The organism is Lentzea sp. NBRC 102530 (assembly GCF_030269365.1).
GTDB lineage: Bacteria > Actinomycetota > Actinomycetes > Mycobacteriales > Pseudonocardiaceae > Lentzea.
The window spans coordinates 67,472-85,669 of sequence record NZ_BSTF01000012.1; the positions used below are offsets into that span (position 1 = coordinate 67,472).

Below are 18,198 nucleotides of genomic sequence, written 5' to 3' on the forward strand. Positions count from 1 at the left end.
GGCTCAGTTCGTGATGCAGATCGTCCTCGGCGGCTGCGAGTACGTCCGGGAGTCGGCGCCGTCGCACAGCGCGCGGTCGGCCTTGCCGTCGACGACCTTGGAGACCTTGCGCACACCCGCGCCGCACGGCACCCGTGAGAAGTACTGGTTCACCGGCTTCAGGCAGTCGCCCTCGGAGACGTTGAGGACGTAGCAGAGCCGCGTCTTGCCGTTGGTCCGCGAACGGCCGGAGGACTCCGTCAGGTAGTCGCCCTCCGGACACATCGTGCGCCGCTCACGGGACGAAACCCGGTACACCGCCTCAGAAGTGGAACAGTCCACTTCGGTCATCCCGACCTCGGCGCTGTTCAGGTCCACCTGGGCGGCGCACTCGCCGACCCCCGCCTGCACCGAACAACCGGCGCACCCGGCCAGCACGAGGACCGCGACCATGCCGGCGGCCAGTCCGGCGGCTCGAACCTTCACAGTGCGTTCTCCGTCACCCGAGTACCGTGTGCAGCGGGTTCCATGTCTACTGCACGGCGGCGGGGTGGTACCCCCGTTTTGACCCGGGTAGACGTGGGCGGGTATCTTTGCTACTCGTGCCCGACCCATGTCGGGCCGCTCCGCGTGCCCGTGAGGCCGCGGTGTCCTCCACTCGCAGGGGCAGTTGAACTGTTGCCTGCGGACCTTGGGAGCGGGCGACACGCCCGACCTCGGGTGCAGAGAGGGATCAAGAAACACGAGGGTGAACCGCAAGGGGATCCCGCAAGGACGGAAGAAGCAGCCGGCGAATGCCAACGATCCAGCAGCTGGTCCGCAAGGGCCGCCAGGACAAGGTGGCGAAGCAGAAGACGGCGGCCCTCAAGGGCTCGCCGCAGCGGCGCGGTGTGTGCACCCGCGTTTACACCACCACCCCCAAGAAGCCGAACTCCGCACTGCGCAAGGTCGCTCGCGTGAAGCTGACCAGCGGTATCGAGGTCACGGCGTACATCCCCGGTGAGGGTCACAACCTCCAGGAGCACTCGATGGTGCTCGTGCGCGGTGGTCGTGTGAAGGACCTCCCGGGTGTTCGTTACAAGATCATCCGTGGCTCTCTCGACACTCAGGGTGTCAAGAACCGCAAGCAGGCTCGCAGCCGTTACGGCGCGAAGAAGGAGAAGAGCTGAGATGCCCCGCAAGGGACCGGCCCCCAGGCGGCCGCTGATCTCCGACCCGGTCTACAGCTCGCCGCTGGTGACCCAGCTCATCAACAAGGTGCTGGTCGACGGCAAGCGCTCGGTGGCCGAGAAGATCGTCTACGAAGCGCTCGAGGGTGCTCGCGAGAAGACCGGCACCGACCCGGTCGTCACGCTGAAGCGCGCGCTCGACAACGTCAAGCCGGCCCTCGAGGTCAAGAGCCGCCGCGTCGGTGGCGCGACCTACCAGGTCCCGGTCGAGGTCAAGCCCGGCCGCTCCACCACGCTGGCGCTGCGTTGGCTGATCACCTTCTCCCGGCAGCGCCGTGAGAAGACGATGGTCGAGCGTCTGATGAACGAGCTGCTCGATGCGAGCAACGGTCTCGGTGCGAGCGTCAAGCGCCGTGAGGACACGCACAAGATGGCCGAGTCCAACAAGGCCTTCGCCCACTACCGCTGGTGATGTGACGCCCGGCCTGGACGACAGGCCGGGCGCTCCCAGCCCTAGTGAGCTGACAAGCTCAAGACAGGGGAAAGACCCGTGGCACAGGACGTGCTCACTGATCTTGCCAAGGTCCGCAACATCGGGATCATGGCGCACATCGACGCGGGCAAGACCACGACGACTGAGCGGATCCTCTTCTACACGGGGATCAGCTACAAGATCGGCGAGGTTCACGACGGCGCTGCCGTGATGGACTGGATGGAGCAGGAGCAGGAGCGCGGCATCACGATCACGTCGGCCGCGACGACCTGCTACTGGAAGAACCACCAGATCAACCTGATCGACACGCCCGGCCACGTCGACTTCACCGTCGAGGTCGAGCGCAACCTGCGCGTCCTCGACGGCGCCGTTGCCGTCTTCGACGGCAAGGAAGGCGTCGAGCCGCAGTCCGAGCAGGTCTGGCGGCAGGCGACCAAGTACGACGTCCCGCGCATCTGCTTCGTCAACAAGATGGACAAGCTGGGCGCTGACTTCTACTTCACCATCAAGACGATCTCCGACCGTCTTGGCGCGAAGCCCCTCCCGATCCAGATCCCGATCGGTGCCGAGAGCGACTTCATCGGCGTCGTCGACCTGATCGAGATGCGCGCTCTCACGTGGCGTGGCGAAGTCCAGAAGGGCGAGGACTACGCGATCGAGGAGATCCCCGCGGATCTCGTCGAGCGCGCGCAGGAGTTCCGCGAGCAGCTCCTCGAGGCCGTCGCCGAGACCGACGACGCGCTGACCGAGAAGTACTTCGAGAACGGCGACCTGTCCGTCGACGAGATCAAGGCGGGCCTCCGCAAGATCGTCGCCGAGGGCACCGCGTACCCGATCCTCTGTGGCTCGGCGTTCAAGAACAAGGGCGTTCAGCCCATGCTCGACGCGGTCATCGACTTCCTGCCGTCGCCGCTGGACCTCCCGCCGGTCGAGGGCACGCTGCAGGACGGCGAGACCGTCGTGTCGCGCAAGGCCTCCTCCGAGGAGCCCTTCTCGGCGCTGGCGTTCAAGATCGCCGTGCACCCGTTCTTCGGCAAGCTGACCTACATCCGGGTCTACTCGGGCAAGGTCGCCTCCGGCACCCAGGTCATCAACGCGACCAAGGACCGCAAGGAGCGCATCGGGAAGATCTTCCAGATGCACGCCAACAAGGAGAACCCGGTCACCGAGGCCATCGCCGGTCACATCTACGCCGTGATCGGTCTGAAGGACACGACGACCGGTGAGACCCTCGCCGACCCGGCGAACCCCATCGTCCTCGAGTCGATGACGTTCCCCGAGCCGGTCATCCAGGTCGCCATCGAGCCCAAGACGAAGGCTGACCAGGAGAAGCTCGGCACCGCGATCCAGAAGCTGGCCGAGGAGGACCCGACGTTCCGGGTCAACCTCGACCAGGAGACGGGCCAGACCATCATCGCCGGCATGGGCGAGCTCCACCTGGACATCCTGGTGGACCGCATGCGCCGCGAGTTCAAGGTCGAGGCCAACATCGGCAAGCCTCAGGTGGCGTACCGGGAGACCATCCGCAAGGCGGTGGAGAAGTACTCCTACACCCACAAGAAGCAGACCGGTGGCTCCGGCCAGTTCGCGAAGGTGCTCGTCACCGTCGAGCCGCTGGAGAAGAAGGAAGACGGCGCGCTCTACGAGTTCGTCAACGCCGTCACCGGTGGTCGCATCCCCCGCGAGTACATCCCGTCGGTCGACGCGGGTGCGCAGGACGCGCTGCAGTACGGCGTGCTGGCGGGCTACCCGCTGGTCGGCGTGAAGGTGACGCTGCTCGACGGCGCCTACCACGAGGTCGACTCCTCGGAAATGGCGTTCAAGATCGCTGGTTCGATGGCCCTCAAGGAAGCCGCCCGTCAGGCGTCTCCCGCGATCCTCGAGCCTCTGATGGCCGTCGAGGTCACGACGCCCGAGGAGTACATGGGCGACGTGATCGGCGACCTGAACTCCCGCCGTGGCCAGATCCAGGCCATGGAGGAGCGCAGCGGCATCCGTGTCGTCAAGGCACTGGTTCCGCTGTCGGAAATGTTCGGGTACGTGGGTGACCTGCGGTCCAAGACCCAGGGTCGTGCCAACTACTCGATGGTGTTCGACTCCTACGCAGAGGTTCCCGCGAACGTCTCGAAGGAGATCATCGCGAAGGCGACCGGGGAGTAATTCCCCAACCGGAGCACCGCAGTTCCATCGCGGGCTCTCCGGGGGTGAATCCCTGGGGTCCGCACTTTTCGACCCTGACGTGTAGTCCGGCGGGTGGCCACAGATGCCCGCCGGACCAGCAAAAAGAAGTCCAGGAGGACAATCCAGTGGCCAAGGCGAAGTTCGAGCGGACGAAGCCGCACGTCAACATCGGCACCATCGGTCACATCGACCATGGCAAGACCACGCTGACCGCGGCGATCTCCAAGGTTCTGCACGACGCGTACCCGGACGTCAACGCCTCGTTCGCGTTCGACCAGATCGACAAGGCGCCGGAAGAGAAGCAGCGCGGCATCACGATCTCGATCGCGCACATCGAGTACCAGACGGAGAACCGTCACTACGCGCACGTCGACTGCCCCGGGCACGCCGACTACATCAAGAACATGATCACGGGTGCGGCGCAGATGGACGGCGCCATCCTCGTTGTGGCGGCGACCGACGGTCCCATGCCGCAGACGAAGGAGCACGTCCTCCTGGCCCGCCAGGTCGGCGTCCCCTACATCGTTGTCGCCCTGAACAAGGCCGACATGGTGGACGACGAGGAGATCCTGGAGCTCGTCGAGCTCGAGGTCCGCGAGCTGCTCTCCGAGTACGAGTTCCCGGGCGACGACCTGCCGGTCGTGCGCGTCTCGGCGCTGAAGGCGCTCGAGGGCGACGAGCAGTGGGGCAAGTCCGTCCTCGAGCTCATGGCCGCCGTTGACACGGCGATCCCGGAGCCGGAGCGCGACACCGAGAAGCCGTTCCTCATGCCCGTCGAGGACGTCTTCACGATCACCGGCCGCGGCACCGTGGTGACCGGTCGCATCGAGCGCGGCATCATCAACGTCAACTCGGAAATCGAGATCGTTGGTATCAAGGAGACGTCGAAGAAGACGACGGTCACCTCGATCGAAATGTTCAAGAAGTTCCTCGACGAGGGCCGCGCGGGCGACAACGCCGCGCTGCTGCTCCGCGGCATCAAGCGCGAGGAGGTGGAGCGCGGCATGGTCATCGTCAAGCCGGGCACCACGACCCCGCACACCGAGTTCACCGCGCAGGTCTACATCCTGTCGAAGGACGAGGGTGGCCGCCACACGCCGTTCTTCAACAACTACCGTCCGCAGTTCTACTTCCGCACGACGGACGTGACCGGCGTTGTGACGCTGCCCGAGGGCACCGAGATGGTCATGCCGGGTGACACCACCGGTATGGACGTCAAGCTCATCCAGCCGATCGCCATGGACGAGGGCCTCCGCTTCGCGATCCGCGAGGGTGGCCGCACCGTCGGCGCCGGCTCGGTCACCAAGATCATCAAGTGACCTAGCTCGACCCAGTTCGGCGTGAGGCCGGGCCAACGATCTTCGTTGGCCCGGCCTTCGTCGTAGTCCGACCCGGTGTGTGCGTCAGCTCACGCCGGATTTGTTCGCAGGCGCGCTCTGGCAGGCTCGCCGCGGAGACTTGTTGCCGGGCAACGCAAACGGGTCCGCCCGTCAGTCCACACGCGACGGACAGGGCGGCTCACCGGCCAAGATCCAGACGTGATCTGCCTCCAAGACACCCACCCCGATTTGGAGCGCCTCACGCCCGTGTGGCATCCTTGACGGGTTGCTCGATGAAGGCCGAGCGCGCTTCACGGCGTGTTCGAGTCTTTCGATCGAGCGTCCGCGCCCTGTTAGTGAACGCCTCCTTGCGGAGATGGGCATCAGGGTGCAAGGGCTGTGGTAGGCCCAATCCCACCGGGGAGACCTTGAGTGGGACCGGTATGCGCACCGGGCGCGACACGCCCGACCGCGTGGACCGGGCACCATGACACTTCAACAGGGGCGGAGCGCGCCAAGAGGCTGTAGCAGGCCTCATCCGAGGCACCGCACCGCAGCGGTAACGAGAAGCAGAGGAACGGCAAGCCATCATGGCGGGACAAAAGATCCGCATCCGGCTCAAGGCCTACGACCACGAAGCGATCGACGCGTCTGCGCGCAAGATCGTGGAGACCGTGACGCGCACCGGCGCTCGGGTCGTCGGGCCGGTGCCGCTGCCCACTGAGAAGAACGTGTACTGCGTCATCCGCTCGCCGCACAAGTACAAGGACTCGCGCGAGCACTTCGAGATGCGCACGCACAAGCGGCTGATCGACATCCTCGACCCGACGCCGAAGACGGTGGATGCGCTCATGCGCATCGACCTGCCGGCCAGTGTCGACGTCAACATCCAGTAAGCGTTGGGCGCGGAGAGTAACGGACCAATGTCTGACAGGCAGATGAAGGGCATCCTGGGCACCAAGCTCGGCATGACTCAGGTCTTCGACGAGAACAACCGGGTCGTCCCGGTGACCGTCGTCAAGGCTGAGCCCAATGTCGTCACCCAGGTTCGCACCGAAGAGAAGGACGGCTACACCGCCGTCCAGCTGGCGGCCGGCGCGATTGACCCGCGCAAGGTCAACAAGCCCGTCGCGGGGCACTTCGCCAAGGCCGGGGTCACGCCCCGTCGCCACCTGGTGGAGCTGCGCACGGCGGACGCCGGCGAATACGAGGTCGGCCAGGAGATCACCGCTGAGGTGTTCGAGGCCGGCGCTGTTGTCGACATCACCGGCACCAGCAAGGGCAAGGGCACCGCGGGTGTCATGAAGCGCCACAACTTCCGGGGCCTCGGCTCCAGCCACGGCACCCAGCGCAAGCACCGCTCGCCGGGTTCCATCGGTGGCTGTGCCACTCCGGGTCGCGTCTTCAAGGGTCTGCGCATGGCCGGCCGCATGGGCCACGTGCGCGTCACGACCCAGAACCTGAAGGTGCACAAGATCGACGTGGAGAACGGCCTTCTGCTCATCAAGGGCGCCGTTCCCGGTCCCAAGGGTGGTCTGGTGTTCGTCCGGACGGCCGCGAAGGGTGGTGCCTGATGTCGACGGTTGAGATCCGTACGCCGGACGGCAAGTCCGCCGGCACGGTCGAGCTCCCCTCGGCTGTTTTCGACGCGCAGGCGAACGTCGCGCTGCTGCACCAGGTCGTCGTGGCCCAGCAGGCCGCCGCGCGCCAGGGCACGCACGCCACGAAGACCCGCGGCGAGGTGTCCGGTGGTGGCAAGAAGCCGTACCGCCAGAAGGGCACCGGTCGCGCCCGCCAGGGTTCGACGCGTGCGCCGCAGTTCGCCGGCGGTGGCGTCGTCCACGGCCCGCAGCCGCGTGACTACTCGCAGCGGACGCCCAAGAAGATGAAGGCCGCCGCTCTGCGTGGCGCCCTCTCCGACCGGGCCCGCGCGAACCAGGTCCACGTCGTGTCCGGCCTGGTGGACGGGGACACCCCGTCGACCAAGACCGCGCGCAAGGTCCTGGAGTCGGTCACCCAGGCCCGTCGCGTTCTCGTGGTGCTCAACCGCACCGACGAGGTCGCCTGGGTCAGCGTGCGCAACCTCGCGCACGTCCACGTGATCGCGCCCGACCAGCTCAACACCTACGACGTGCTCGTCAACGACGACGTGGTGTTCACCAAGGACTCGCTCGACGTGTTCCTCGCCAGCAAGGCCCAGCAGGGTTCTGGCTCGGCCGAGGCCTCGGCGGCGGTCGTGGACGAGGAGGGTTCCAAGTGATCCCCGACCACAGGGACATCTTGCTCGCGCCGGTGATCTCCGAGAAGTCCTACGGGCTCCTCGAGGAGAACAAGTACACCTTCCTGGTGGCGCCGGGGTCGAACAAGACCCAGATCAAGATCGCCGTGGAGAAGGTCTTCGGCGTGAAGGTCGTCAGCGTCAACACCATCAACCGGCAGGGCAAGCGCAAGCGCACCCGCACCGGGTTCGGCAAGCGCAAGGACACGAAGCGCGCGATCGTGACGCTGTCGGCTGACAGCAAGGCGATCGAGATCTTCGGCGGCCCTGCCGCCTGATGACGAGGACTGCGTAGAGATGGGCATTCGCAAGTACAAGCCGACGACTCCCGGTCGTCGCGGTGCGAGCGTCTCCGACTTCGCCGAGATCACTCGGTCGACGCCGGAGAAGTCGCTGATCCGCCCGCTGCACAAGCTGGGTGGCCGCAACGCCTCGGGCAAGATCACCACCCGGCACAAGGGTGGCGGTCACAAGCGGGCGTACCGCTTGATCGACTTCCGTCGCAACGACAAGGACGGCGTGCCGGCCAAGGTCGCTCACATCGAGTACGACCCCAACCGCACCGCGCGCATCGCGCTGCTGCACTACGCGGACGGCGAGAAGCGCTACATCATCGCCCCGGAGAAGCTCAAGCAGGGTGACACGGTTGAGAACGGCCCCAAGGCCGACATCAAGCCGGGCAACAACCTGCCGCTGCGCAACATCCCGGTCGGTTCCGTGATCCACGCGATCGAGCTCCGCCCCGGTGGCGGCGCGAAGATCGCCCGCTCCGCCGGTGCCTCGGTGCAGCTCGTCGCGAAGGACGGCCCGTACGCCCAGCTGCGTATGCCGTCCGGCGAGATCCGCAACGTGGACGTGCGCTGCCGCGCCACGCTCGGCGAGGTCGGCAACAAGGAGCACCAGAACATCAACTGGGGCAAGGCCGGCCGCATGCGGTGGAAGGGCAAGAAGCCCACCGTCCGCGGTGTCGCCATGAACCCCGTTGACCACCCGCATGGTGGTGGTGAGGGCAAGACCTCCGGTGGTCGCCACCCGGTGAACCCGGCTGGTAAGCCCGAGGGTCGCACCCGCCGCCGCAAGCCAAGCGACAAGCTCATCGTCCGGCGTCGTCGCACCGGTAAGAAGCGCTGAGCAGGGAGGGAGTGAAGGATGCCTCGCAGCCTTAAGAAGGGTCCCTTCGTCGACGACCACCTGCTCAAGAAGGTGGACGTTCAGAACGAAGCGGGCAAGAAGACCGTCATCAAGACGTGGTCCCGCCGGTCCACGATCATCCCGGACATGCTGGGTCACACCATCGCGGTGCACGACGGCCGCAAGCACGTCCCGGTGTTCGTGACCGAGGCGATGGTCGGGCACAAGCTGGGCGAGTTCGCCCCGACCCGCACCTTCAAGGGTCACATCAAGGACGACCGGAAGTCTCGTCGCCGCTAGGCGTCGAACTGAGAAGAGCAAGGGAAAAGCAGCGATGAACGCCCGTAAGGACGCTGAGGCGCAGGAGTTTCCGCGCGCCGTGGCTCGGGCTCGTTACGTTCGCGACACCCCCATGAAGGTGCGTCGCGTCATCGAGCTCATCAAGGGTCGTAACGCCAGCGAGGCCCTGGCCGTGCTCCAGTTCGCGCCCCAGGCCGCCTCTGAGCCGGTCGCGAAGGTGCTCGCCAGCGCCATGGCCAACGCCGAGAACAACCTGTCCCTGGACCCGAGCACCCTCTGGGTGTCCGTGGCCTACGTGGACGAGGGTCCGACCCTCAAGCGTTTCCGCCCGCGTGCCCAGGGCCGCGCGTACCGGATCCGCAAGCGGACGAGCCACATCACCATCGAGGTGGAGTCTCGTCCCAAGAAGACCAGCGCGAAGGGAACGCGGTAGTGGGCCAGAAGATCAACCCGCACGGCTTCCGGCTGGGGATCACCACCGACTGGAAGTCCCGCTGGTACGCCGACAAGCAGTACGCCGAGTACGTGGCGGAGGACGTCAAGATCCGCCGCCTGCTCAGCAAGGGCATGGAGCGTGCCGGCATCTCCAAGGTGGAGATCGAGCGGACCCGTGACCGGGTGCGCGTCGACATCCACACCGCCCGTCCGGGCATCGTCATCGGCCGTCGTGGTGCCGAGGCGGACCGCATCCGCGGTGAGCTGGAGAAGCTCACCAAGAAGCAGGTCCAGCTCAACATCCTCGAGGTGAAGAGCCCGGAGTCGGACGCGCAGCTCGTGGCACAGGGTGTCGCCGAGCAGCTGTCCAACCGCGTCGCCTTCCGCCGCGCGATGCGCAAGGCCATCCAGTCGGCCATGCGTTCGCCGCAGGTCAAGGGCATCCGCGTGCAGTGCGGCGGTCGCCTCGGCGGCGCCGAGATGTCCCGCTCGGAGCACTACCGCGACGGCCGCGTGCCGCTGCACACGCTCCGCGCCAACATCGACTACGGCTTCTTCGAGGCCCGCACCACGTTCGGCCGCATCGGCGTGAAGGTGTGGATCTACAAGGGCGACATCGTCGGTGGCATCTCGGCCAAGCGCGCACTCGACGCGGCCCCGGCCCAGGGTGCTGACCGCGCCCCGCGCCGCGACCGTGGCGAGCGTCCGAACCGGGCCCGCCGCTCCGGTGCCAGTGGCACCACCGCGACGAGCACCGAGGCCGGCCGCGCCGCAGCTGACGCCACCGCGTCGGCCGAGGCCCCGGCTTCTGCAGAGAAGACGGAGAGCTGAGTCATGCTCATCCCTCGTAGGGTCAAGCACCGCAAGCAGCACCACCCCAAGCGGTCGGGTGCTGCCAAGGGCGGCACGAAGGTCACCTTCGGTGAGTTCGGCATCCAGGCTCTGGAGCCGGCGTACGTCACCAACAGGCAGATCGAGTCCGCTCGTATCGCCATCACGCGTCACATCCGCCGTGGCGGCAAGGTCTGGATCAACATCTTCCCGGACCGTCCGCTGACGAAGAAGCCGGCCGAGACCCGCATGGGTTCCGGTAAGGGTTCGCCGGAGTGGTGGGTGGCCAACGTCAAGCCGGGTCGCGTCCTCTTCGAGATGGCGTTCCCGAACGAGCAGGTCGCTCGCGAGGCGCTCCGCCGCGCGATCCACAAGCTCCCGATGAAGTGCCGCATCGTTACGCGTGAGGGTGGTGAGTTCTGATGGCAGCGGGTACCACCGCTTCCGAGCTGCGTGAGCTCACCGAGGAAGAGCTCGTGCTGCGTCTGAAGGAATCGAAGGAAGAGCTCTTCAACCTTCGTTTCCAGATGGCCACGGGCCAGCTCGACAACAACCGGCGGCTGCGCACGGTCCGGCACGACATCGCCCGGATCTACACCGTGATGCGGGAGCGGGAGCTCGGGCTCTCCGTTTCGCCGGATTCCACTGGTGAGGGTGCGGCATGACCGACAGCAACGAAGTTCAGACCGAGAAGCGCAACGACCGCAAGGTCCGTGAGGGCCTCGTCGTGTCCGACAAGATGGACAAGACGATCGTCGTCGCGCTCGAGGACCGCAAGAAGCACCCGCGTTACTCCAAGATCATGCGCTCCACCACCAAGGTGAAGGTGCACGACGAGGAGAACGCGGCGGGCATCGGCGACCGCGTCCTGCTCATGGAGACCCGGCCCCTGTCGGCGACCAAGCGCTGGCGCCTCGTCGAGATCCTCGAAAAGGCCAAGTAAGTCCTTTCTAGACAGACCGAGCCCGTCGGGTCGGAAATCCGGCGGGCCAGGAATGGTCAAGGAGCAAGTAAGTGATTCAGCAGGAGTCGCGACTTCGTGTCGCCGACAACACCGGTGCGAAGGAAATCCTTTGCATCCGTGTTCTCGGTGGCTCGGGTCGCCGCTACGCGGGCATCGGCGACATCATCGTCGCGACCGTCAAGGACGCGATCCCCGGTGCCGGTGTGAAGAAGGGTGACGTCGTCAAGGCCGTCATCGTCCGCACCGTCAAGGAGCGTCGCCGTCCGGATGGCTCGTACATCCGCTTCGACGAGAACGCCGCCGTGCTCATCAAGAACGACAACGAGCCCCGCGGCACGCGCATCTTCGGCCCGGTCGGGCGCGAGCTGCGCGACAAGAAGTTCATGAAGATCATCTCGCTGGCTCCGGAGGTGCTCTGACCATGAAGGTGAAGAAGGGCGACACGGTCGTCGTCATCGCCGGCAAGGACAAGGGCGCGAAGGGCAAGGTCATCCAGGCCTACCCGGAGACCGGCAAGGTCCTGGTCGAGGGTGTCAACCGGATCAAGAAGCACACCAAGATCACGCAGACCCAGCGGGGCGCGCAGTCTGGTGGCATCGTGACCCAGGAAGCCCCGATCAACGTCTCCAACGTGATGGTGGTCGACTCGGACGGCAAGCCGACCCGTGTTGGTTACCGGACGAACGACGAGGGCAAGCGGGTCCGCATTTCCCGTCGTAACGGGAAGGACATCTGATCATGACTACCGCAGAGAAGATCATCCCGCGGCTCAAGACGCGGTACCGCGACGAGGTGAAGGGCGAGCTGCAGAAGCAGTTCAACTTCGCCAACGTCATGCAGATCCCGGGCGTCGTCAAGGTCGTCGTCAACATGGGTGTCGGCGACGCCGCTCGTGACGGCAAGCTGATCGAGGGCGCCGTGCGCGACCTCTCGATCATCACCGGCCAGCGTCCCGAGGTTCGTCGGGCCCGCAAGTCCATCGCGCAGTTCAAGCTGCGTGAGGGCATGCCGATCGGCGCGCGCGTCACGCTGCGCGGCGACCGCATGTGGGAGTTCCTCGACCGTCTGCTGACGATCGCGCTGCCCCGTATCCGCGACTTCCGCGGCCTCTCGGGCAAGCAGTTCGACGGCAACGGCAACTACACGTTCGGTCTGAACGAGCAGTCGATGTTCCACGAGATCGACCCGGACGCTATCGACCGGCCTCGCGGCATGGACATCACCGTCGTCACCACCGCCACGAACGACGAGGAGGGCCGGGCGCTGCTGAAGCACCTGGGCTTCCCGTTCAAGGAGAACTGAGTCGATGGCCAAGAAGGCGTTGATCAACAAGGCCGCGAAGAAGCCGAAGTTCAAGGTCCGGGGTTACACCCGGTGCCAGCGTTGCGGCCGCCCCCACGCGGTGTTCCGCAAGTTCGGCCTCTGCCGGATCTGCCTGCGCGAGATGGCTCACCGCGGTGAGCTGCCTGGCGTGAGCAAGTCCAGCTGGTAATTCCAAGCTCCATTACTTCGCTGTAGGCCCGCACACGACCGTCCTGCTCTCTCCCCCTCTGGGGAGAGGGCGGGTCTGGACCCTGAGCCGGTGAACCGCAGCGAGAAAGGTTGACCAGGTCACCATGACGATGACCGACCCGATCGCAGACATGCTCACGCGTCTGCGCAACGCGAACTCGGCTTACCACGACAAGGTCGTGATGCCGCACTCGAAGCTGAAGGCCAACATCGCCGAGATCCTCAAGCGCGAGGGCTACATCGCCTCGTACCGCGACGAGGAGGGCGAGGTCGCGAAGAACCTCGTCGTCGAGCTGAAGTACGGCCCGAACCGGGAGCGCAGCATCGCCGGCCTCCGCCGCGTGTCGAAGCCCGGCCTGCGCGTGTACGCGAAGTCCACCGGTCTGCCCCGAGTTCTCGGTGGCCTCGGTGTGGCGATCATTTCGACCTCTGGTGGTCTCATGACCGACCGCCAGGCCAACAAGGCAGGCGTGGGCGGAGAAGTCCTCGCCTACGTTTGGTAAGGGGGAGTAGACATGTCGCGCATCGGTAAGCAGCCGATCATTGTCCCCTCCGGGGTCGACGTGAACATCGCGGGCCAGGACGTGAGCATCAAGGGTCCGAAGGGCCTTCTGACGATCACGATCGCTGAGCCGATCAGCCTGGAGAAGGCTGAGGACGGCACGCTCGAGGTCAAGCGCCCGAACGACGAGCGTCGCAACCGCGCGCTCCACGGCCTGTCGCGCACGCTCGTGCACAACATGGTCGTCGGCGTGACCCAGGGCTACGAAAAGAAGATGGAAATCCACGGCGTCGGTTACCGCGTCGCGCTCAAGGGCACTGAACTTGAGTTCGCGCTCGGTTACTCCCACCCGGTGAAGGTCGAGGCCCCCGCGGGCATCACCTTCGCGGTGGAGACCCCGACCCGCTTCTCCGTCTCGGGTATCGACAAGCAGCTGGTCGGTGAGGTCGCCGCCAACATCCGCAAGCTGCGCAAGCCCGACCCGTACAAGGGCAAGGGCGTCCGCTACTCGGGCGAGAAGATCCGTCGCAAGGTCGGAAAGACGGGTAAGTGACATGAGCGAGTCGACTGTTACGAAGCGCAAGCCGGTGGGCAAGGACATCTCCACCAGGCGTCGTGTTGCGAAGGCCCGTCGCCACTTCCGCCTCCGCAAGAAGGTCAACGGAACCGCCGAGCGTCCGCGCCTGGCCGTGCACCGTTCGTCGAAGCACATCACCGTGCAGATCATCGACGACCTCAAGGGCCACACGATCGCGTCCGCTTCCTCCATGGAGGCCGACGTCCGTGCCCTCGAGGGCGACAAGAAGGCCCGTGCGGCCAAGGTCGGCCAGCTGGCCGCGGCCCGTGCCAAGGACGCCGGCGTCACGGCGGTCGTGTTCGACCGCGGTGGCAACGCGTACCACGGCCGCATCGCCGCTCTGGCTGACGCCGCTCGCGAGGCGGGGCTGGAGTTCTGACAATGATCATCACCGGAATTGAGAGGGACGCCTGATGCCAGGACGTACGCGTCGCGAAGGCGGCGGGGGCGAGCGCGGAGAGCGCCGCGACCGTCGTGACGGCGGCCGCGGCGGCGCGGCCCAGGAGAAGACCCCCCACCTCGAGCGCGTGGTTGCGATCAACCGCGTCTCCAAGGTGGTCAAGGGTGGTCGTCGCTTCAGCTTCACCGCACTCGTAGTGGTGGGCGACGGCGACGGCATGGTGGGCGTCGGCTACGGCAAGGCCAAGGAAGTTCCCGCGGCCATCGCCAAGGGCGTCGAGGAGGCGAAGAAGAACTTCTTCCGCGTCCCGCGCATCGCCGGCACCATCCCCCACCCGGTCCAGGGTGAGAAGGCCGCTGGTGTGGTCCTGCTGCGTCCGGCCTCGGCCGGTACCGGTGTCATCGCGGGTGGCGCTGTCCGCGCCGTCCTCGAGTGCGCCGGCGTGCACGACGTGCTGTCGAAGTCGCTCGGCTCCGACAACGCGATCAACATCGTGCACGCGACCGTGGCGGCCCTCAAGGGCCTGCAGCGTCCCGAAGAGGTCGCGGCCCGCCGTGGCCTGCCCCTCGAGGACGTCGCCCCCGCCGGCATGATCCGCGCTCGCGCGGGCCAGGGGGTGTGACATGGCGCAGCTGAAGATCACCCAGGTCCGCAGCACCATCGGTACCAAGCACAACCACCGCGAGTCGATGCGCACCCTCGGGCTGCGCAAGATCCGCCAGTCGGTCGTGCGTGAGGACACCCCCCAGGTGCTCGGCCTGATCAACGCCGTGCGTCACCTGGTTGTTGTCGAGGAGGTCCAGTCGTGACCATCAAGATTCACGACCTGCGTCCGGCCCCCGGCGCCAAGACCGCCAAGACCCGCGTCGGTCGTGGTGAAGGCTCCAAGGGCAAGACCGCCGGCCGCGGTACGAAGGGCACGGGCGCTCGCAAGAACGTCTCGCCGCGCTTCGAAGGTGGCCAGATGCCGCTGCACATGCGGCTCCCGAAGCTCAAGGGCTTCAAGAACCCGTTCCGCACCGAGTACCAGGTCGTGAACGTCTCCGCCATCGCTGCCTCCTTCCCGGAGGGCGGCTCGGTGGACGTTCCCGCGCTGGTGCTGGCCGGGCTGGTCCGCAAGGGCTCGCTCGTCAAGGTGCTGGGCGATGGTGACGTCAGCGTCAAGCTGGACGTGACCGCGGACAAGTTCTCCAAGTCCGCTGTGGAGAAGCTGGCTGCTGCCGGTGGGTCTTCCACGATTTCTGCCTGACGCGGTTTCGCGTTTGAAGGGCCTCGGGGCGTTTGCCCCGGGGCCCTTTTGCTGTTTGTTGCGTCCCTGGGGTTCGGTCACCTTGCGAGGGTGGTGCCGTTGGGTCGTGACGAAAGAAGTGGGTTGCGATTGGGGCTTGACCTTGAGCCTCTAGCTGGATGCTGATCGGCCTTAAAAGCCGGGGTTGTAAAGCGCCCCGGCCGGTCTGTCATGTTGGCATCCAGCCCCTCAAGGTCAAGCCCCAATCGCCAGGAGCGGTGGAACCGGCTGGCCTACCTGGTAGCAGCCTGTTCGGGCTCGCCTTCGGCTTCGCCATGCCAGGTTTCGTAGGTGGTTGGGTTGCGTGGGTGGCTGTTCGGTTGGCACCGCGCGCCGAAGCCAAGACGGTGGTCACCTTGCGTTCGCGACTGCGGTTGGGGCCAGAGCTCGGCTGCGCCATCGCGATCCGCGCGCTCTGACGGGCTCGCCTTCGGCTTCGCATCTCCTCAAGCCACAGTGGCCGAACGCATTGCGACCGAGCGCTCTGCTGCCTCGCGCTCAGCTACCTAGCGCTCGGCTGCTTCCGCCCCACTCCGCCCTCCGCCTCACTCCGCCTCCCGGCCCCACTCCATCTCCCGCCCCACCTCATCTCCCGCGCGATCCCGGCCCCCTTCGGCGTGCTCGGCTGTGGCCCCAGTTGGCCGCGAGTTCGTCTCGGTTCGATGGGGGGCGCAGGTTCGCTCTGCGGGGATTTCTGCGGGAACTTTGCTGCTTCGCGAGGCGTCCGCCGGCGGCGTTTTGGGTGGTCGTAGCACGGAAATCGGGGTTGCGGTACCCCGGATGGGCTAGTGGGGTGGTCAGAGATCAACGAGTTGGAACCTGTGATTGGGCGCTGGGTACGGGGTGGTGCGGGAGGGCTGTTAGAGTCGCGGGCTGAACCCGGATGTCCTCCGGGTTGCTTGGTCGTGGCTACCTGACTCGGCCTGCCAACTACCGCATGTGCCGGTCCCTGGGGGTCGGCAACGCTCAGGAGGTTCGCGTGCTCGGCGCATTCCGCTCGGCTCTCGCGACGCCGGATCTACGCAAGAAGATCCTGTTCACGCTCGGGATCATCATTGTGTATCGGCTTGGTGCGACCATGCCCGCGCCGGGCGTGTCCTTCAAGAACGTGCGGGCGTGTGCCGAAGCTCTTGAAGGCCAGAACATCTACTCGCTGATCAACCTGTTCAGCGGTGGTGCTCTGCTCAACCTCTCGGTGTTCGCGCTGGGCATCATGCCCTACATCACCGCGAGCATCATCATTCAGCTGCTCACCGTGGTCATTCCCCGGTTCGAGCAGTTGAAGAAGGAAGGGCAGGCCGGTCAGGGCAAGCTGACGCAGTACACGCGCTACCTGACGATCGGTCTGGCCATCCTGCAGTCGACCGGTCTCGTGGCGCTGGCGGTGCGCGGGCAGCTCTTCGGCGAGTGCGACCAGGACGTCATCCCCGGCAAGGACAGCATCTTCACCCTCATCGTGCTGGTCATCACCATGACCGCCGGTACCTCGGTCATCATGTGGCTGGGTGAGCTGATCACGGAGAAGGGCATCGGCAACGGCATGTCGCTGCTGATCTTCACCGGTATCGCCGCCCGCATCCCCGCCGAGGGCAAGAACATCCTCGACAAGGACAAGCTGACCTTCGCGCTCGTCGTCGTCGCGGCTCTGATCATCATCGCGAGCGTCATCTACGTCGAGCAGGCCCAGCGTCGCATTCCGGTGCAGTACGCCAAGCGCATGATCGGCCGCCGCATGTACGGCGGTACGTCGACGTACCTCCCCCTCAAGGTGAACCAGGCCGGCGTCATCCCGGTCATCTTCGCCTCGTCGCTGCTCTACCTGCCGGACCTGATCGTGCGCCTGACCCAGGGCTCCTCCACCGAGCCGAACTGGTTCTCCTCGTTCGTGCAGACCTACCTGGTCAAGCAGTCGAGCTGGGTGCACATCGCCACGTACTTCCTGCTGATCGTCTTCTTCACGTACTTCTACGTCGGCATCACGTTCAACCCGGACGAGCGCGCTGACGAGATGAAGAAGTTCGGTGGCTTCATCCCCGGCATCCGACCTGGTCGCCCGACCGCCGAGTACCTCAAGTTCGTCCTGGGCCGCATCACGCTCCCCGGTTCGCTCTACCTCGGCATCGTGGCGATCCTGCCGAACCTGTTCCTGGACCTGACCGGTGACGGCCAGAACCAGAACTTCCCGTTCGGCGGTACCGCGGTTCTGATCATGGTCGGTGTCGGTCTCGACACCGTGAAGCAGATCGAGAGCCAGCTCATGCAGCGCAATTACGAAGGGTTCCTCCGCTAGATGCGACTCGTTCTCGTTGGCCCGCCCGGCGCGGGCAAGGGCACCCAGGCCGAAGTTCTGAGCCGCAAGCTCGGCGTGCCGCACATCTCGACGGGCGACCTCTTCCGGTCACACATCAGCAACCAGACCGAGCTCGGGCTGGAGGTGCAGAGCATCCTCGACGAGGGCGCTCTCGTGCCGGACTCCATCACGAACGAGATGGTGCGCAAGCGCTTGGCCGAGGCCGACGCGGCGGACGGGTTCCTGCTCGACGGGTTCCCCCGCAACGTGGCCCAGGCCGACAAGCTGGGCGAGTTCCTGGCGGTCGGCGGCCACTCGCTGGACGCGGTGCTGGAGTTCCGGGTCGACGAGGACGTCGTGGTGGAGCGGCTGCTCGCGCGCGGGCGCACGGACGACAAGGAAGACGTCATCCGGCACCGCCAGCAGGTGTACCGCAACGAGACCGCGCCGCTGCTGAGCTACTACGCGGACAAGGTCATCTCCATCGACGCCGTCGGTGAGATCGACGAGATCAGCGAACGGGCTCTCGCGGCGCTCAACGAGAAGTGA

General features: G+C 66.0%; 28 protein-coding genes. 27 read left to right on the top strand and 1 reads right to left on the bottom strand.

All coding sequences use genetic code 11. The features are described from left to right. Positions 1–3: 3 nt before the first annotated feature. Entirely contained in the window at positions 4–465 is a 462-nt protein-coding gene (locus QSK25_RS29450; protein ID WP_285643051.1) for an LppU/SCO3897 family protein, read from the bottom strand. A gap of 308 nt (positions 466–773) precedes the next feature. Between QSK25_RS29450 and rpsL the strand changes: the two genes are divergently transcribed. The 27 genes from rpsL (at position 774) to QSK25_RS29585 (ending at position 18,198) form a co-directional block, all read left to right on the top strand. Continuing rightward, complete coding sequence (rpsL, locus tag QSK25_RS29455; protein WP_030473471.1) at positions 774–1,148, top strand: 30S ribosomal protein S12; 375 nt, start codon at positions 774–776, stop codon at positions 1,146–1,148. Between the two features lies 1 nt (position 1,149). Beyond that, positions 1,150–1,620, top strand: a complete 471-nt coding sequence (gene rpsG / locus QSK25_RS29460) for a 30S ribosomal protein S7 (protein ID WP_030473470.1) — start codon at positions 1,150–1,152, stop codon at positions 1,618–1,620. 78 nt (positions 1,621–1,698) lie between these two features. Beyond that, the gene (gene fusA, locus QSK25_RS29465; protein ID WP_285643052.1) at positions 1,699–3,801 is read left to right on the top strand and encodes an elongation factor G; all 2,103 of its coding nucleotides are present in this window, start codon (positions 1,699–1,701) and stop codon (positions 3,799–3,801) included. Positions 3,802–3,947: 146 nt separating this feature from the next. Further along, positions 3,948–5,141 carry an elongation factor Tu gene (tuf, locus tag QSK25_RS29470; RefSeq protein WP_086669027.1) on the top strand — a complete coding sequence of 398 codons (1,194 nt, stop codon included), beginning with the start codon at positions 3,948–3,950 and terminating at the stop codon, positions 5,139–5,141. A 590-nt stretch (positions 5,142–5,731) separates the two neighbouring features. Continuing rightward, the gene (gene rpsJ, locus QSK25_RS29475) at positions 5,732–6,037 is read left to right on the top strand and encodes a 30S ribosomal protein S10 (protein ID WP_003938093.1); all 306 of its coding nucleotides are present in this window, start codon (positions 5,732–5,734) and stop codon (positions 6,035–6,037) included. A gap of 27 nt (positions 6,038–6,064) precedes the next feature. Beyond that, complete coding sequence (gene rplC, locus QSK25_RS29480) at positions 6,065–6,715, top strand: 50S ribosomal protein L3 (RefSeq protein WP_285643053.1); 651 nt, start codon at positions 6,065–6,067, stop codon at positions 6,713–6,715. After that, positions 6,715–7,401: a 50S ribosomal protein L4 gene (gene rplD, locus QSK25_RS29485; RefSeq protein WP_285643056.1), complete on the top strand. Its 687-nt coding sequence runs from the start codon at positions 6,715–6,717 to the stop codon at positions 7,399–7,401. The genes rplC and rplD overlap by 1 nt, the downstream gene beginning before the upstream one ends. Further along, a complete protein-coding gene (gene rplW, locus QSK25_RS29490; protein ID WP_065915972.1) occupies positions 7,398–7,697 on the top strand; it encodes a 50S ribosomal protein L23 in 300 nt (99 codons plus the stop codon). Before rplD ends, rplW begins: the two co-directional genes overlap by 4 nt. 19 nt (positions 7,698–7,716) lie before the next feature. Next, positions 7,717–8,550 carry a 50S ribosomal protein L2 gene (rplB, locus tag QSK25_RS29495; protein WP_089949047.1) on the top strand — a complete coding sequence of 278 codons (834 nt, stop codon included), beginning with the start codon at positions 7,717–7,719 and terminating at the stop codon, positions 8,548–8,550. Positions 8,551–8,568: 18 nt separating this feature from the next. Beyond that, positions 8,569–8,850, top strand: a complete 282-nt coding sequence (gene rpsS, locus QSK25_RS29500) for a 30S ribosomal protein S19 (protein ID WP_030478300.1) — start codon at positions 8,569–8,571, stop codon at positions 8,848–8,850. A 34-nt stretch (positions 8,851–8,884) separates the two neighbouring features. After that, on the top strand, positions 8,885–9,283 hold the full coding sequence (rplV, locus tag QSK25_RS29505; protein WP_285643061.1) for a 50S ribosomal protein L22: 399 nt from the start codon (positions 8,885–8,887) through the stop codon (positions 9,281–9,283). Next, positions 9,283–10,116: a 30S ribosomal protein S3 gene (gene rpsC / locus QSK25_RS29510; RefSeq protein WP_189160161.1), complete on the top strand. Its 834-nt coding sequence runs from the start codon at positions 9,283–9,285 to the stop codon at positions 10,114–10,116. Before rplV ends, rpsC begins: the two co-directional genes overlap by 1 nt. Positions 10,117–10,119: 3 nt before the next feature. Further along, positions 10,120–10,539 carry a 50S ribosomal protein L16 gene (rplP, locus tag QSK25_RS29515; RefSeq protein ID WP_089915289.1) on the top strand — a complete coding sequence of 140 codons (420 nt, stop codon included), beginning with the start codon at positions 10,120–10,122 and terminating at the stop codon, positions 10,537–10,539. Further along, a complete protein-coding gene (rpmC, locus tag QSK25_RS29520; RefSeq protein ID WP_089915286.1) occupies positions 10,539–10,781 on the top strand; it encodes a 50S ribosomal protein L29 in 243 nt (80 codons plus the stop codon). The genes rplP and rpmC overlap by 1 nt, the downstream gene beginning before the upstream one ends. Beyond that, positions 10,778–11,059 carry a 30S ribosomal protein S17 gene (rpsQ, locus tag QSK25_RS29525; protein ID WP_030473459.1) on the top strand — a complete coding sequence of 94 codons (282 nt, stop codon included), beginning with the start codon at positions 10,778–10,780 and terminating at the stop codon, positions 11,057–11,059. Before rpmC ends, rpsQ begins: the two co-directional genes overlap by 4 nt. Positions 11,060–11,130: 71 nt before the next feature. Continuing rightward, positions 11,131–11,499, top strand: a complete 369-nt coding sequence (gene rplN / locus QSK25_RS29530) for a 50S ribosomal protein L14 (RefSeq protein ID WP_030478306.1) — start codon at positions 11,131–11,133, stop codon at positions 11,497–11,499. A gap of 2 nt (positions 11,500–11,501) precedes the next feature. Beyond that, positions 11,502–11,816 carry a 50S ribosomal protein L24 gene (gene rplX / locus QSK25_RS29535; protein ID WP_045309812.1) on the top strand — a complete coding sequence of 105 codons (315 nt, stop codon included), beginning with the start codon at positions 11,502–11,504 and terminating at the stop codon, positions 11,814–11,816. Positions 11,817–11,818: 2 nt separating this feature from the next. Next, positions 11,819–12,382 carry a 50S ribosomal protein L5 gene (gene rplE / locus QSK25_RS29540; RefSeq protein ID WP_112262343.1) on the top strand — a complete coding sequence of 188 codons (564 nt, stop codon included), beginning with the start codon at positions 11,819–11,821 and terminating at the stop codon, positions 12,380–12,382. A 4-nt stretch (positions 12,383–12,386) separates the two neighbouring features. Next, positions 12,387–12,572 (top strand): type Z 30S ribosomal protein S14, encoded by a 186-nt coding sequence (locus QSK25_RS29545; RefSeq protein WP_030473455.1) that lies wholly within the window; start codon positions 12,387–12,389, stop codon positions 12,570–12,572. Between the two features lie 124 nt (positions 12,573–12,696). Further along, the gene (rpsH, locus tag QSK25_RS29550; protein WP_030473454.1) at positions 12,697–13,095 is read left to right on the top strand and encodes a 30S ribosomal protein S8; all 399 of its coding nucleotides are present in this window, start codon (positions 12,697–12,699) and stop codon (positions 13,093–13,095) included. Between the two features lie 12 nt (positions 13,096–13,107). Beyond that, a complete protein-coding gene (gene rplF / locus QSK25_RS29555) occupies positions 13,108–13,647 on the top strand; it encodes a 50S ribosomal protein L6 (RefSeq protein WP_285643067.1) in 540 nt (179 codons plus the stop codon). 1 nt (position 13,648) lies between these two features. Then, a complete protein-coding gene (gene rplR / locus QSK25_RS29560; protein ID WP_236216131.1) occupies positions 13,649–14,050 on the top strand; it encodes a 50S ribosomal protein L18 in 402 nt (133 codons plus the stop codon). A gap of 34 nt (positions 14,051–14,084) precedes the next feature. Beyond that, positions 14,085–14,693 carry a 30S ribosomal protein S5 gene (gene rpsE, locus QSK25_RS29565; protein ID WP_030473451.1) on the top strand — a complete coding sequence of 203 codons (609 nt, stop codon included), beginning with the start codon at positions 14,085–14,087 and terminating at the stop codon, positions 14,691–14,693. Position 14,694: 1 nt separating this feature from the next. Beyond that, positions 14,695–14,880: a 50S ribosomal protein L30 gene (gene rpmD / locus QSK25_RS29570; protein WP_090094710.1), complete on the top strand. Its 186-nt coding sequence runs from the start codon at positions 14,695–14,697 to the stop codon at positions 14,878–14,880. After that, the gene (gene rplO, locus QSK25_RS29575) at positions 14,877–15,320 is read left to right on the top strand and encodes a 50S ribosomal protein L15 (protein WP_285643074.1); all 444 of its coding nucleotides are present in this window, start codon (positions 14,877–14,879) and stop codon (positions 15,318–15,320) included. The genes rpmD and rplO overlap by 4 nt, the downstream gene beginning before the upstream one ends. Before the next feature lie 1,018 nt (positions 15,321–16,338). Continuing rightward, entirely contained in the window at positions 16,339–17,649 is a 1,311-nt protein-coding gene (gene secY, locus QSK25_RS29580; protein WP_285643075.1) for a preprotein translocase subunit SecY, read from the top strand. Then, complete coding sequence (locus QSK25_RS29585; protein ID WP_285643076.1) at positions 17,650–18,198, top strand: adenylate kinase; 549 nt, start codon at positions 17,650–17,652, stop codon at positions 18,196–18,198.